Annotated in this window: 13 protein-coding genes; 5 read left to right on the top strand and 8 right to left on the bottom strand. The window is 35.8% G+C overall.

Going from position 1 to position 14,486, the window contains the following annotated elements; all coding sequences use genetic code 11:
- Window positions 1–6 precede the first annotated feature (6 nt).
- Complete coding sequence (gene surE / locus HHL20_RS13360) at window positions 7–777, top strand: 5'/3'-nucleotidase SurE (RefSeq protein WP_169231672.1); 771 nt, start codon at window positions 7–9, stop codon at window positions 775–777.
- A gap of 293 nt (window positions 778–1,070) precedes the next feature.
- On the opposite strand, the gene HHL20_RS13355 is transcribed toward surE, so the two are convergent.
- From HHL20_RS13355 to HHL20_RS13345, 3 genes are read right to left on the bottom strand one after another with little or no spacing between them, the layout of a single operon-like run.
- A complete protein-coding gene (locus HHL20_RS13355) occupies window positions 1,071–2,474 on the bottom strand; it encodes a radical SAM protein (RefSeq protein WP_169231671.1) in 1,404 nt (467 codons plus the stop codon).
- 8 nt (window positions 2,475–2,482) lie between these two features.
- Window positions 2,483–2,716 carry a hypothetical protein gene (locus HHL20_RS13350; RefSeq protein WP_169231670.1) on the bottom strand — a complete coding sequence of 78 codons (234 nt, stop codon included), beginning with the start codon at window positions 2,714–2,716 and terminating at the stop codon, window positions 2,483–2,485.
- A complete protein-coding gene (locus tag HHL20_RS13345; protein ID WP_185194819.1) occupies window positions 2,694–3,449 on the bottom strand; it encodes a prolipoprotein diacylglyceryl transferase in 756 nt (251 codons plus the stop codon). Before HHL20_RS13345 ends, HHL20_RS13350 begins: the two co-directional genes overlap by 23 nt.
- A gap of 169 nt (window positions 3,450–3,618) precedes the next feature.
- On the opposite strand from HHL20_RS13345, the gene HHL20_RS13340 reads away from it, so the two are divergent.
- A complete protein-coding gene (locus HHL20_RS13340) occupies window positions 3,619–4,659 on the top strand; it encodes a GMP reductase (protein WP_169231669.1) in 1,041 nt (346 codons plus the stop codon).
- 2 nt (window positions 4,660–4,661) lie between these two features.
- On the top strand, window positions 4,662–5,396 hold the full coding sequence (locus HHL20_RS13335) for a DUF1835 domain-containing protein (RefSeq protein ID WP_169231668.1): 735 nt from the start codon (window positions 4,662–4,664) through the stop codon (window positions 5,394–5,396).
- A 3-nt stretch (window positions 5,397–5,399) separates the two neighbouring features.
- On the opposite strand, the gene HHL20_RS13330 is transcribed toward HHL20_RS13335, so the two are convergent.
- From HHL20_RS13330 to HHL20_RS13310, 5 genes are all read right to left on the bottom strand, one after another.
- Complete coding sequence (locus tag HHL20_RS13330) at window positions 5,400–6,719, bottom strand: DUF6056 family protein (RefSeq protein ID WP_169231667.1); 1,320 nt, start codon at window positions 6,717–6,719, stop codon at window positions 5,400–5,402.
- 3 nt (window positions 6,720–6,722) lie between these two features.
- Window positions 6,723–7,466, bottom strand: a complete 744-nt coding sequence (gene fabG, locus HHL20_RS13325; protein WP_169231666.1) for a 3-oxoacyl-[acyl-carrier-protein] reductase — start codon at window positions 7,464–7,466, stop codon at window positions 6,723–6,725.
- Between the two features lie 170 nt (window positions 7,467–7,636).
- Window positions 7,637–9,112: a WG repeat-containing protein gene (locus HHL20_RS13320; RefSeq protein ID WP_169231665.1), complete on the bottom strand. Its 1,476-nt coding sequence runs from the start codon at window positions 9,110–9,112 to the stop codon at window positions 7,637–7,639.
- Window positions 9,113–9,787 (bottom strand): 16S rRNA (cytidine(1402)-2'-O)-methyltransferase, encoded by a 675-nt coding sequence (gene rsmI / locus HHL20_RS13315; RefSeq protein WP_169231664.1) that lies wholly within the window; start codon window positions 9,785–9,787, stop codon window positions 9,113–9,115. It abuts the gene before it with no gap.
- 7 nt (window positions 9,788–9,794) lie between these two features.
- Window positions 9,795–11,294 (bottom strand): ring-infected erythrocyte surface antigen domain-containing protein, encoded by a 1,500-nt coding sequence (locus tag HHL20_RS13310; RefSeq protein WP_169231663.1) that lies wholly within the window; start codon window positions 11,292–11,294, stop codon window positions 9,795–9,797.
- A gap of 62 nt (window positions 11,295–11,356) precedes the next feature.
- Between HHL20_RS13310 and HHL20_RS13305 the strand changes: the two genes are divergently transcribed.
- Window positions 11,357–11,950, top strand: coding sequence for a thymidine kinase (locus HHL20_RS13305; RefSeq protein WP_169231662.1), 594 nt, complete (start codon window positions 11,357–11,359; stop codon window positions 11,948–11,950).
- A gap of 89 nt (window positions 11,951–12,039) precedes the next feature.
- Entirely contained in the window at window positions 12,040–14,484 is a 2,445-nt protein-coding gene (locus HHL20_RS13300; protein ID WP_169231661.1) for a bifunctional UDP-N-acetylmuramoyl-tripeptide:D-alanyl-D-alanine ligase/alanine racemase, read from the top strand.
- The last annotated feature ends 2 nt before the right edge of the window (window positions 14,485–14,486 follow it).

Raw genomic sequence — 14,486 nt, 5'->3', positions numbered from 1 at the left:
TTTAATATGGAAAGACCACTTATTCTGGTTACTAATGACGACGGGATTACGGCACCTGGTATCAGAAATCTTGTAAGTTTTATGAACGAAATCGGAGAAGTAGTTGTTGTAGCACCCAACTCTCCACAAAGCGGTAAAGGTCATGCGATTACCATCAATTCTACCCTAAGTTACGAAGAAGTACATCTGGAAGGCCCTCAAAAGGATTTTTCATGCAGCGGGACACCGGTAGACTGTGTTAAGATGGCGCTTGATAAGATATTACCGAGAAGACCGGATATTGTAGTTTCGGGGATCAATCACGGGGCCAATTCGTCTATCAATGTTATTTATTCCGGGACGATGTCTGCAGCGGTAGAAGCAGGTGTAGAGAATCTTCCGGCGATCGGATTTTCGTTGCTGGATTTCAGCTGGGAAGCAGATTTTACACAGGCAAAAGAATATATTCAGAATATTGTTAAAAGAACCCTGGAAAACCCAATGCCTAAAGGTGTTGTTTTAAATGTAAATATCCCGAAACTTTCAAAGGAAGAAATAAAAGGAGTAAAAGTCTGCAAGCAGGCTCATGCCAAATGGGAAGAAAGCTTTGATGAAAGGGTAAATCCCCACGGTAAAAAATATTACTGGCTTACCGGATATTTCAATAATATGGATGAATCTGAAGATGCGGACGAAACAGCTCTTGCGAACGGCTACATTTCCATTGTTCCGGTAAAATTCGACCTTACGGCGTATGAGTATATGAATACGCTAAGTGAGGTGATGAAGTTTGATTAAATCTAAATATTGAGGCGTAAACAATTTACGCCTTATTTTTTGTCCTTTTGTCTTGAAACAAAAGAACGAAAAGTTCAAGACTTGGGAACTTTCGCTAAAAATTAATTCTATTCTCTAAAAATTCTAAAACTCGCGCGAATTTAAGATTTGTTCTTCGGTTCAAACAGTTATCTCGCGCTCAAACAGTAGAATTTTTTGACGTTCATAGAATTAATTTTCTTAACGCTCCATTTCCCTATGTCATATTAATTCATAAATAGCTGTCAAAATTTGTATAAATCTGTGAAGAAAAATTAAAATAAAACTCTATCCTTCTTCCTTAGCTCTTCCAGATATTTCTTTTTATCATCCCGATAAAATAGATTCATGGTTTCAAAAGGAATCATTTTCAGGTCTTTGTTGACGATATGAACGCAGGATTTCTTTACGGCCCGCACATCAAAATCGTGCGCATCCATAAAGTTCATAATGATAATTCTGAACAGGTTGTCATAGTCCAGATTCGGTGCAGCAACTTCAGGAAGACAGCATAATAGCTGGTTGACCTTCGGTTTTACTTTATCCACAGAAATTCCGGTACTGAAAATATCCAGCAGCTGCATCTGAAGGCCAGTATCCTGCTCATAAACAATGGTATTTTTTGTCTCATTATTCAGAAGATCCGCAGGATTGATGTATCGCGTTAAAGGAATTGTTTCGCCTTCCAGTTTCAGAATATAGCCCATCGCCAAAGCATCAGGATTACATGGAACCGGAATAATATCATCAGAATTCAGAAGCGGAAACTGGTTTAAAATCTCCTGTCTCACTTCCGTCAGGGTAATTTTCTCATGTGCAGAGTCATCACGGTTTCTTCCGGCAATTTCTACGGGCTGAAAGGTGATTCCGCGGACACATTTTTGTTTTAATGCAAAATCAATAATTTTTCCGATTTCATCAATATTCTTCCCTTTCTGAAGTACAATAACAAGTGTTGTGGAGAGGTTTAAGGCATTTAATTTCTCCAAAGCTTTCATCCTGACATCGGTAAGGTCTTTTCCTCTAAAATCTTCCAGAACTTCTGGTTTAAAAGAATCAAACTGAAGATAAATCTCAAATTCCGGTGCATAGGTTGCAAGCTTTTCAGCAAAACCAGGGTCATTGGCAATTCTTACACCATTGGTATTCAACATTAAATGTTTGATAGGTTTCGATTTCGCAATATCCATGATTTTAAAAAACTCAGGATGAATGGTTGGCTCCCCTCCACTGATCTGCACAACATCCGGTTCGCCTTCATTTTTAACGATAATATCGAACATCGCCTCAATCTCCTCCAGGCTTCTGTGGCTACCGTAGTGCGGCGATGACATGGCATAACAGGTAGGACAGGTAAGGTTGCAACGGTCTGTTACTTCTACAATGGACAGGCAGCTATGTTGTTCATGATCAACACATAAACCACAATCGTAAGGACAGCCATATTCTACATCCGTTCCGAAATGAACCGGCATCTCTGAAGCTTTATTATAATTTCTGATATTTTTATAATACTGCACATCAGAAGCAATTTTTGTTTTGAAAAATCCGTGATCGGGACATCTTTTAGTCATGAAAACCGCTTCATCTTCAATAATGATCTTTGCGCCTACTCTTTTCAGGCACTCCGGGCAGAGGCTGATAGTATAGTCGTAATAGGTATAGTTTCTTACTGGCATATTGATTTTTATAAATTAAAGCCGCAAATGCAACCTCCTGCAATAAAAGTTAAGACACCTATCAGAATTCCCATTAAAGGTGCTTTAAAATTATATTTCTTTTCCTTGTTTGAAGCGGACATGATTCCCGAAATCAGAATTGCTACTATCGAAATAGCTATAATAATGATTCCTGCGATAAGAAAGAGCAATCCGAATCCAGCGAGCTGCCCTCCTAAGTTACCTACTTCTAATAATTTCATGTCTGTTCTTTTTTAATAGATAAATATAATAAATGATAATTGAAATACATACCAATTGTATGGTGCTTAATCCTAAAATAATATTGTATGTCGGTTTAATAAAATCAAGAAGAAATCTGAACGAGAAATAAAAAAGCATAAAAATCTGAAATAAAACTCCGGATTTATATGCATAATTTCTCTGAAAATATTTCAAAGAAATAAACAATATCAATAAGAATATCATTTCGTATAAAGCAACAGGATGTCTATTGATATGATCTCCCAGATCCATTCCAAGCATCGAACTTGTTGGTAATCCGTAAGTTTCTTCATAAATTCCCGTACAAAAACAGCCAATTCTGCCAATAAACATAGCAACAATTAACGGATAGACCATCCTATCTCCTGTGCTTTCTTTTTTACCGATGATTTTCTTCATGATCTCAACTCCTATAAGACCACCGGCCAAACCTCCTACAATGGTGTTGTTCAGCCAGATATACATCCATGTATCTGAAGCCTTTATAAGATCATCCGGTCTCTCTAATGAGCCAATGAGATGTGACCCGATCAAAGCCCCAAGAGTTGCAGCAATAAGAATCAACAAAGAATTGACATTGCTGAATTTTTCTTTATCATTTCTTTTTGAAAAAGTGTAATAGCGCATACCTACAAAAATTCCTATGGTTTCTGTGATGGGATGAAGTAAAATATCTTTGCCGAAAATATGAAAGGTTACAGGAAAATCCATGATTCCAAAAGTATCATTTTAAATTAGAAGTCAGATCACTTTTTTATAGTAAGGTGATTAAATATAGCCTGCATCCGGAATTGAAGTTAAATTATTTATAAAATGTTTAGTTTAAAAAATCCTATCAATCTTTTTCCTATTTTTATTTAAATATAAAATTTTCCAAATTATGAGAATAGAATATGATATAAAACTGGGTTTTAAAGATGTCATGTTTCGCCCGAAACGTTCCACCTTGAAATCCCGTTCGGAAGTTGATCTGGAAAGAGAGTTCACTTTCAGGCATACCCAAAAAAAATGGAGCGGTGTTCCCATCATTGCCGCCAATATGGATACAGTGGGAACTTTTGAGATGGCTGTTGAGCTTGCGAAGGAGAAAATCATTACCGCTATCCACAAGCATTATACTCCTGAAGAATGGACTGCATTTCTGGATTCACAGCCTGAAAATATTCATCAGTATATTGCTTTAAGCACCGGTACCGGTAAGTCGGATGAAGAAAAAATCCGGACCATCCTCGAAAAGCACCCAAAAATAGAGTTTCTTTGTATTGATGTAGCCAATGGCTATTCGGAGCATTTTGTTGAATTTGTGAAGAAAGCAAGAGCTAATTTTCCCGATAAAATCATCATTGCCGGTAATGTAGTTACCGGAGAAATGGTAGAAGAGCTTCTTCTGGTAGGTGCAGATATTATAAAAGTAGGCATCGGTCCGGGATCTGTCTGTACAACACGGGTAAAAACGGGTGTCGGATATCCGCAGCTTTCGGCGATTATTGAATGCTCGGATGCAGCCCACGGATTAAAGGGACACATTATTGCAGACGGCGGCTGTAAAGTTCCCGGAGATGTAGCCAAAGCCTTTGGCGGCGGAGCAGATTTTGTCATGTTAGGAGGAATGTTTGCGGGTCATGACGAAAGTGGCGGTGAAATCGTGGAAGAAAATGGTAAAAAATACCGACTTTTCTACGGAATGAGTTCTAAAACAGCGATGGATAAACATTCCGGAGGTGTTGCAGAATATCGTGCCTCGGAAGGTAAAACCGTAAAAGTCCCTTATAAAGGTCCGGTTTCGGAAACGGTGAAAGATATTTTGGGCGGAGTGCGGTCTACCTGTACGTATGTAGGTGCTTCGACGCTGAAAGAGCTGTCTAAGAGAACTACTTTTATTAGAGTTCAGGAGCAGGAAAACCAGGTATTTAAGGAGTAAAAGTGAATAAAATATTTAATATAACAAATGGAGATTATCTCGCCGAAAAGTTAAAACAGACAACAATTTCAGGCGAGATAATAATCTGCAGAGAAGCTTTAGTTGCTGGCCCTATACAAGCTGAGACTATAAATAAATTGTGGGATATCAGATCAGGATTTATCTCCAAAAATTATTTTGGTGAAAAGGAAGATTATTACCATAAGGTTGTTTCGGAATTTGAAAAGATTAAAAATATCCCCGAAAATTCTGAAGTTAATCTCTGGTTTGAAGATGATCTCTTTTGTCAGGTCAACATGTGGTTTTGCCTGACTTTGGTTCCAAAGTGGAGAAATATAAAAATATACAGAGTTTTTCCAAAAAATTCATCAGAAAACAAGTGGGAAGGATTTTCAGATTCAAATGATGTGGATTTGCAGGAGGCATGGAAGTCGAAAATTTTATTTCATCAGAAAGACATTGATCTGGGATGCGATTTATGGAAAGCTTTTCAAAATAATGACAGAAATAAATTAAAGCAACTTTCTCGGCATGAATCAGACTGTTTTCATTTTTTGAGAGAACTGATCCGTGTTTATCAGAATGTTAATCCTGAAACTTTTGTCAGAGATTTAATGCATAACGGAACGATGAATTTCAATGCTGTTTTTGAAAAATTTCGAAATGAACTGGGAATTTTCGGGTTTGGAGATCTTCAGGTAAAACAGTTTTATGATAAAATTCTCGGAGAAAAATAAATATTATTTCGTCCTGATGTATTTTTTGTTAAAATATTTTTCCAGCTGCATGCTTACATAATCTCTTGGCTCATTTACTGATGTCATTTCATCAAAATATAACACGATAGGCACTGTTTTTATTTTATCTACAACAACAGAATCCGATGATGTTGTTTTCAAAGTATGAATTCTTTCGCTTATTTCACTGTCATAGGCTTTTAAATCTGTGTATAATACCTCTTTAGCAATATTATTTATATTAAAACTGAGATTAAAATTCTTATACTTTTCGGGAAAAAAATCTGTTTGCGGCAGTAAAATAATAGCCATACTGAAAATCCAGAATTTTTTGATCTCCCCAAACCTCATATATACTATCACCGATGAACTTAGCAGCCAGAAAAAGATAATATTCTCAAACTGTCTTCCGATACTGTTCATAATAAATCCTAAGAACAGTAAGGGCAAAAAAGAAATCAACCAGATTATTATTAGCTTTTTGAAATAATATCTGCGAGCGATTTCGGCTAGCTCTTTTTCAAAAACCTTAATAAATAATGGAATTAAAATAGCGGTTTTAATGACAATATACGTTGTATCAGCTCCAAAATATAGTATTCTTTTTACCCATTTTAAATAAAAGGCATCTTCAGATTCTGCCATTCTCAGAAAATTTCCGGGTGCAAGAAATGAGATTAAAATCCCCGATAATGCCACAATTAACATTATTCTCGTTTTGATTGATCCATCCTGAGTATTTAGATATACTATAATACCGAGTAAAATCAGTGCGAGAATTTCATTGGAACCCATTAAAATAAAAATCATTACCAATATTAAACTATACCACCCCGCTTTACCTGTATCGTTATATTTTTTGAAGAAGATCAATAAAAATCCGGACAAAATAACAGGTAAAAAATAAACATTGGATCCGGTAAACCAAAAGAAATGCTCTGAAATGTTCGTTAAAATAACAGTATAAAAGAAAAATAAAACGAAGGCTTTAATAATCGCCTGAAGCCAGGAATACTTAAAAAACTCTTTAAAATTCAATGTTGAAATCCCTATAAAAGAAAGGATAAGAAAAACAGGATATATTTTAGGTAAAATATTTTCAGGATCATCTGAAAGGGGAACAAACATATTATAAGTATATCCGAAATACCGTCCTCCCCAATTCATATAAAATTCCTGCATATTTCCAAGAATACCGAATTTCTTGGTTGTGTATGCATAAATATAATCATCGGTCTGATATACATTGAAAAAAGCTATGTATACCAGACCGATGATAAGTATAATTGATAAAAATGCAGTAATATAATATACTGACTTCATTTTTTATGTTAATAAACCGCCGTCTACATTCAGTGTCTGACCTGTGATGTATGAAGCCATTTCACTTCCTAAAAATACACAGGCATTTGCAATATCTTTCGTTTGCCCCAACTTTTTCATAGGGATAGCATCGTTCCATTTGTCTTTTGCTTTATCGTCTAAAGCATCTGTCATTTCAGTCTGGATAAAGCCCGGAGCAATAGCATTACAACGGATATTTCTGGAGCCCAATTCAAGCGCTACAGACTTTGTAAATCCTATAACACCGGCTTTTGAGGCAGCGTAGTTGGCCTGTCCTGCATTTCCGCTGATTCCTACTACTGAAGTCATATTAATGATGGATCCTTCCTTTGCTTTCATCATCGGTTTGATTACTGCCTTTGTAAGATTAAAAACAGAATCAAGATTTACTTTGATTACCATATCCCAGTCTTCTTTAGACATTCTCAACAGCAGATTATCTTTTGTAATCCCGGCATTATTGATCAGGATATCAATTTTTCCAAATTCATTGAGTACTTCGTCTACCAATGTTTGAGCAGCATCGAAATCCGATGCATCAGACTGGTATCCTTTAATTTGAGTTACAGAACTTAAAGTTGCTTCTAATTCCTTAGCTTTGTCAACAGATCCGGCATAGGTAAAAGCGATTTTTGCGCCCTGTTGAGCATACATTTCAGCGATTCCTTTTCCGATTCCTCTTGTAGCTCCCGTGATTAGCGCTACTTTTCCTTCTAATAGTTTCATATATGACAATTATTTTCTTTATAACTTATTAGCTTTTTGAAAGTCGGCTAATATACATTATTTATTTATAGAGATAAAACAGTGCGCAAAGATATTACAAAATGTTATTTATTGCATTTTAAATTTTATTTTTAGGAGAAATTATTATCTGTTTTTTATCATAATCATAATTATTCAATAAAATTCCTTTCATTTTGCTCACTAAAATAGATAAATTGTAATTCCTTTCCTTTGACAAGCTTTATGCCTTTTTTGTCCTGAATATATCTATCAAAAATAACCTCTGCCAAAGGTTCATTCTTATGATTGGTAACCCCGTATTTGTTATCTTTTTTTACAATAAACTCATTGGCTCCCGAAAAAGTAATAATGTCATCATAGATAAATGGAACGATTTCTTTACCCTCCCCGCTAAGTATTCCGTAGAAATTATCTACATTCTTCCCTATCAGCATTGGGTACATTTCCAAAGGCTTAATTTCTTTAAAACCTTTTAATTCGATGTATTGCCCATCCTTTGGTGAGAAACTGTAGTAAGCATTATCTTTACTTACAATAATTGTGTTGGGAAATATTTTTTCAATCTCGTAGTCTTCTTTTAAAATATTTTTTAAATTTTTATCTACTATAGTTTCCTCATCATTCTTTCGAAGATATATGTATTTTTCTCCGGCAATAGTAAGCCCTTCTATCCTGTCATATTCTTTGGGAAAGACAATTTCCCCTGTTAGGCGCACAACGGCAGCTTTAGGATTATACTGATCCTGAGAAGTTTTAAACAAACCGTTAAAAATCGGGTTTACATAATGGTAATCAAGATGATATACCATCTTTTCCTTCTTTGAAAAAAGACTTACTTTATCATCCTTTGTAAGGTAAATATATTCCCGTCCGACAAAAGCCTGATCATAAATTTCATCAGCAATGAGGTTTTCTTTCTCATCAATAATACCGTATCGGTTTTTGGAAGCATCAAGAGTTACGAGAAAAGGAAAAGCATTGATATTGTCAACATTATGGTTGTTAATGACCGTCAGAGTTTTACCGTTATTATCAATAATTTCTCCGGAATTCTCTCCGGTAGATATATAAGTACGTCCTTTATAAAAGCGGAGATCTGTTGAAAATGTTCTGTCTGAAACCTGTTTCCCGTCGAAGTCATAAATCATCCATACATCTCCTTTCTTCACAAAAAACCTGTTTTCACTGCCGAATTCTATTTTTTCAGAAAAAGGAATAATTTCTTTTCCGTTAAAATCATACACACATTCCCTTCCCTGTTTGGTGTAGATCAATCGGTCTTTATTCTCCCAGGTTCGAAACCTGAAGCTGTCTAAAGGAATAAGTTCTTTTCCTTTTTCATCAATAAGCGCTGTTTTTCCTGTGGAATTTCCTGATTTAACCTTAAGGATAAACCTGTCTTTCCAGAGCCTTGAAATCTCGCTTTTAAAGGGATAATTAAAAGTAATATTGCCTAAAGAATCTACAATTCCGGAGGTTCCGGTCTTGGCATCGGTGATCATTCCGTAACCTTTGGTGTAGGAACGCACTTCTTTGCCCAGCTTTTTTGTTAAAAGTATCTGTTTATACTGATCCGTCTGTCCGAGGCAAACCGACGAAAACAGTACGAAAATTAGCTTTTTCAATTAAATGGAATTATTTACGATGAGAACGATCTCACCTTTTAAGGTTTTGCTTTTAGAAAATTCAATGAGTTCAATAATTGTTCCGCGTTTGGTTTCTTCGAATTTCTTTGAAATTTCTCTGCTCAGGCTTACTTTTGTATTTTCCCCGAAGAATTCTTTGATCTGCTCAAGCGTTGTATTGATTTTATGAGGACTTTCGTAGAGAACGATGGTCTTTTTTTCTTCAGCCAGCTGCTTCAGCTTGGTCTGTCTCCCTTTTTTCTGGGGCAGAAACCCAGCGAAAAGAAATTCATTATTCGGCAATCCGGAAACTACCAAAGCCGGAACAAAAGCTGTTGCCCCTGGAAGGCAGATCATATCAATATGATGATGGGCACCTGCTTTTGCCAGTAAATAGCCGGGATCCGAAATTCCGGGAGTTCCTGCATCGGTAATAATGGCAATATTCTGACCGCTTTTAAGATCTGTGATTACCTTATCGGTTGTCTGATGTTCGTTATGGAGATGATAAGATTTTAAAGGCTTGGAAATCTCGAAATGCTTCAGAAGAATTCCGGAAGTTCTCGTATCTTCACATAGTATATAATCCACCTCTTTCAGCACATTTACTGCTCTGTAGGTCATATCTTCCAGGTTCCCGATGGGTGTGGGAACAAAATATAGAATTCCGCTCAAAATTACGTTATAAAAATTTGTTTTCGACCAATATCCAGAGTCTTTGGGCATATTCATCCACCTTACTCCATTTTTTGGCATAATAAAGATCGCTAAGATACTCTTTTGCCTCTTCCAGTGTTCTGAAGCTATTCAGATTATTTACCACCTCATTCAGTTCAGACTGGCTTCCTCCGAAAAGTGTTTTTGTAAAAGCAATACGATCATTTAAATCCAGTTTAAACTCGGGCTTTTTCTTTTCCGCTTCCATAAAATCTGTCGGAATAATTGTTTTTAAAATGCTTCCCGTATCTTCTTTCTTTTCCGTAGGTGGTATTATTTTTTCAGATGGAAGAGCTCTTTCCAGATGATCATCATCAAAAAGACTCTGTACAGCCTTTAAACCCTTGATGTGGGCCAGTTTTATTTTTTTTTCCTGCTGATACGCTTCCAGATTTTCAAAGCTTTCATCAGAGGCCGGTTTATCTTTCTCTGTTTCGGAAGCAGGTCTGTCTATATCAACAATCTTTCTTCGGTCATTAATCTCTGCCAGTATTGTTTCCTGTTTTTCTTCAATAGCTGCTTCGTGTTTTATTTCTGTTACAATACTTTCTACATTTGTGGTATCGGAAGCCATCTCTCCATGCTCAATCATAGCTTCTGAAACCGAAAAATCGTCTTCATTTTCTTCAATCAGCAGGTCTTCATCAATAGGCTCCGTATCAAAAATACTCGGAATTGTTTCTGTAATTTCCTGCCTTTCATTTTTAACATCGGTATCAAAACGGTTCCGGATATTTTCTTCTTCATCAAAATCACTTACATTTCCCTGATCATCAGAAATTTCGTTTTCAAATTCATCAATTTCATTCAGTTGATTATTAAAAACAGCTTCTTCTTCTGTATTTTCCCTGCTGAACATTCCTTCATCAATATCGTCATCACTTTCAGGCTCAGAATTGGCTAATATCCTTTCTTCATCTACAAAATTCAGTGCATCATCAGGAATTTCCTGCTCATCAATTTCCTCCAGCTGCTCTATGAAAATATCCTTGTTTGTTTCCAAAAAATTATCGGATTCATCGGTTATAGCAATTTCTGATGTTGTATTTTCTTCAACAAAGTTCACCAAAGTTTCATGAAGTTCTTCTTCAACGATTTCGTTGAGCTGATTATTGAAAATCGCTTCTTCTTCAGTAACCTGATTATTAGAATATTCTTCATTTTCGCCAATTTCATTAAGCTGATTGTTAAAAATCGCTTCTTCTTCAACTACTTCATGATTGGTTTCTAAAAATGGTTCAGACGAAAAGTTTTCGTCATTTCTTTCTACCGAAGAAAAATTTTCATTTCCGAAATCTTCTATATTTTTTTCAAGCAACTTTAGGAATGAGATTCTGTTGGCAAGATCATCCACAAGATCATGCCGGGAAAGTAATTCGTCTACATTGCTTATTTTATCCAGAATAGCGATCATATTCTTGGATTCAAAAAAAATCTTTTCCTTTAAATCTTGGATGTTTTGCATATAAGAATCTTGTTAAAAAATTGCTTACTTTTGATGTTAAAAATATACGGCTAATTTAACAAATGTTTTTAGAAAATACAATTAATCATTCCAAACAAAGCGGTTGGATGGAAGTTATTTGTGGCTCAATGTTTTCCGGAAAAACCGAAGAGTTGATCAGAAGGCTGAGAAGGGCAGAAATGGCGGGGCAGAATGTGGAGATTTTTAAACCGAAACTGGATACACGGTATTCTGAAGAAGATGTGATTTCTCACAATCAAAATAAGATACGAAGTACACCGGTAGAAAATCCTAATGAAATTATTTTGCTGGCTTCCAATTGTGATGTGGTAGGAATTGATGAAGCACAGTTTTTTGATGAAGGCATTGTAGATGTAGCCAATCAATTGGCAGACAGTGGCATCCGTGTGGTTATTGCCGGTCTGGACATGGACTTTTTAGGAAGGCCGTTCGGGCCGATGCCTAATCTTATGGCTACTGCCGAGTATGTAACAAAGGTACATGCCATCTGTAAGAGAACCGGGAATCTTGCCAACTATTCCATGAGAATATCCAATGGAAACAATCTGGTAGAACTCGGAGAAACGGAAAGCTACGAAGCGGTAAGCCGCCGGGTTTTTATCGATGAAGTACTTTTAAAGAAGAAAAAACAGTAAATTAGGCAAAAAGAAGCCGGAAGCTTAAGCAATTATTGATCATGCCTTTGCTTATTGTTTCCTGCTTACAATCAGCAGAACAGGCACCAATGAATTATACAGTACATCAGATTGCAGAAATCACCAATGAACAGGTTATTGGTGACGAAAAACTTTTGATAAAAAATATAGCTTTTGACAGCAGGATCATTTATTCCACCAAAAATACAGCATTCATTGCAATCAATACGCAGAAGAATTCAGGCGAAAAATTTATTGAAGCTGCCATTGACAGGGGTATAGAAATAATTATTTCAGAACATCATTATCCTCAATATGAAAATATTACCTGGATCATTGTCAGAAATTCTGTCGAGTTTCTCCAAAAACTTGCAAAATATCATTTTGAAAATGCCCATTTAAAATCCGTAGGAATTACAGGAAGCAATGGTAAAACTATCTTAAAAGAATGGCTGTATCAGTGTTTGTGGAATGAGTTCAGAACCGTAAAAAGTCCTAAAAGTTTTAATTCACAAATTGGTCTTCCTTTATCGCTGCTTCAGATCAATGATTCTCATCAGCTGGGAATCTTTGAAGTGGGCATTTCGAAACCAGAAGAGATGGAAAAACAGGAAAATATTTTTCATCCTCAAATCGGATTGCTGACGCATATCGGAACTGCACACCTTGCCAATTTTATATCGGAAGAACAGTTAATTGACGAAAAAATAAAGCTGTTCAGAAATTCCGAAGTTATCATTTACAATGGAGATAATTTATTGGTTAATAGCAAAATAAATGAATTATATTCAACAAAAAAATTAATTACTTACGGCTATAAAGAAAGTAATGATGTACATTTCAAAAATACATCGAAAGACTCAGATGTCGTTGTACAATATTTCAATGAAGAGATAAGTTTCCCCGTTTATCAGAGAGACGAGGCGACATTAACGAATGCTCTTGCACTTTTAACGGTTCTAAAAGAGTTGGGAATAAGCAATGATAAAATTATTGAAAAAATCAATGCTCTGAAAGCTGTAGAGATGAGACTCGAGGCTATTGAAGGGATTAAAGAAAATATCATCATCAACGATTCTTTTAATCTGGACCTGGATTCTTTAAAGACAGCTTTGCAATTTTTAAACGAATACAACAAGCCAAGAAAGTCTCTGGTTCTAACGGATATTGTTGGGGTTAATTCAAATTCAAAAGAGCTCTACGAGGAAGTTTCCGAACTGGTAAACGAACAGAAATTCGATTCTGTTTTCCTGATTGGTCATGAAATTTCTAAATATAGTGAATTATTCAAATCTAAAACTTTAACTTATAATAATACTAAGGAATTAATTGACAGTAAACATCTTACAGAAATTGAAAATCAGATTATCCTCCTGAAAGGAGCAAGGAAATTTGAGATCGAAAAGCTTAAAGATATACTTGAACTCAGAAAGCATGATACTGTTCTTGAAATTAATTTAAATGCAATTCTTCACAATATCAATTACCATAAATCTTTACTGAAAGCGGAAACGAAAATGATGGCCATGGTAAAAGCAAATGCTTACGGCCTTGGAAGCTATGAAATTTCCGAATTTCTTCAGCATCATCACATTGATTATTTAGGTGTAGCTTTTGTTGATGAAGGGGTTGAACTGCGTAAAAAAGGAATAACCGTACCTATTGTTGTTATGAATCCCGAACAGCACAGTTACGAAACGGTGATTGCCTATAATCTTGAGCCGGAAATCTACAGCTTCCGGGTATTGGAGCAGTTTTACGAAGCAGTACAAAAATCAGGGTACGATAAGAAATATCCCATTCATATAAAACTGGAAACGGGAATGCACCGTCTTGGTTTTAAAGATGTTGAGCTGGATGAACTAAGCAGTACTTTAGCGCAGAAAAATCTAAAGGTACAGAGTATTTTCAGTCATCTTTCATCTTCAGATATGCCCTCAGAAAAAGAATTTACTTTACAACAGCTTGAAGTCTTTGAAAGAAATTCCAGCCAGCTGATTAAAAATCTGGGTTACACGCCTATCCGTCATATCCTGAATTCCTCTGGTATAACGAATTATCCAGATCAGCAGTACGATATGGTAAGAATTGGGATCGGAATGTTAGGAGAATCATCAAATAGTGAAATAAATAAACAGCTGCGTTCCGTAGTTAGTTTCAAAACAGTCATATCGCAGATATCAATGGTAGAAGATGGAGAATCAGTTGGCTACAGCAGAAGATTCAAAACAGATCACCCAACAAAAATAGCCACCATCCCAGTTGGCTATGCTGACGGTATTCCAAGACTGATCGGCAATCAGATAGGAAATGTTGGAATTCATAAAACACTGGCCCCGATTGTAGGAAATATATGTATGGATATGATGATGATTAACGTAGATCATATTCCGAATCTAAAAGAAGGTGATACCGTTACGATATTCAACGCAAAACCCACACTGAAAGAATTTGCAGAGTACTGCAAAACAATAACCTACGAAGTATTAACCTCCATTTCGCCCCGCGTGAAAAGGATTTATATAAAAGATTAACT

Origin of the sequence: Chryseobacterium cheonjiense, from assembly GCF_012927265.1 — a bacterium.
In the GTDB taxonomy this organism is placed as follows: Bacteria; Bacteroidota; Bacteroidia; order Flavobacteriales; family Weeksellaceae; genus Chryseobacterium; species Chryseobacterium cheonjiense.
The sequence above is the reverse complement of the archived record's forward strand: the minus strand, read 5'-3'. Positions and strand labels throughout refer to the sequence as shown.

Coding starts and splice junctions, on each gene's coding strand:
- surE (WP_169231672.1), top strand. CDS start 7: ATGGAAAGACCACTTATTCTGGTTACTAATGACGACGGGATTACGGCA.
- HHL20_RS13355 (WP_169231671.1), bottom strand. CDS start 2,474: ATGCCAGTAAGAAACTATACCTATTACGACTATACTATCAGCCTCTGC.
- HHL20_RS13350 (WP_169231670.1), bottom strand. CDS start 2,716: ATGAAATTATTAGAAGTAGGTAACTTAGGAGGGCAGCTCGCTGGATTC.
- HHL20_RS13345 (WP_185194819.1), bottom strand. CDS start 3,449: ATGGATTTTCCTGTAACCTTTCATATTTTCGGCAAAGATATTTTACTT.
- HHL20_RS13340 (WP_169231669.1), top strand. CDS start 3,619: ATGAGAATAGAATATGATATAAAACTGGGTTTTAAAGATGTCATGTTT.
- HHL20_RS13330 (WP_169231667.1), bottom strand. CDS start 6,719: ATGAAGTCAGTATATTATATTACTGCATTTTTATCAATTATACTTATC.
- fabG (WP_169231666.1), bottom strand. CDS start 7,466: ATGAAACTATTAGAAGGAAAAGTAGCGCTAATCACGGGAGCTACAAGA.
- HHL20_RS13310 (WP_169231663.1), bottom strand. CDS start 11,294: ATGCAAAACATCCAAGATTTAAAGGAAAAGATTTTTTTTGAATCCAAG.
- HHL20_RS13305 (WP_169231662.1), top strand. CDS start 11,357: ATGTTTTTAGAAAATACAATTAATCATTCCAAACAAAGCGGTTGGATG.
- HHL20_RS13300 (WP_169231661.1), top strand. CDS start 12,040: ATGAATTATACAGTACATCAGATTGCAGAAATCACCAATGAACAGGTT.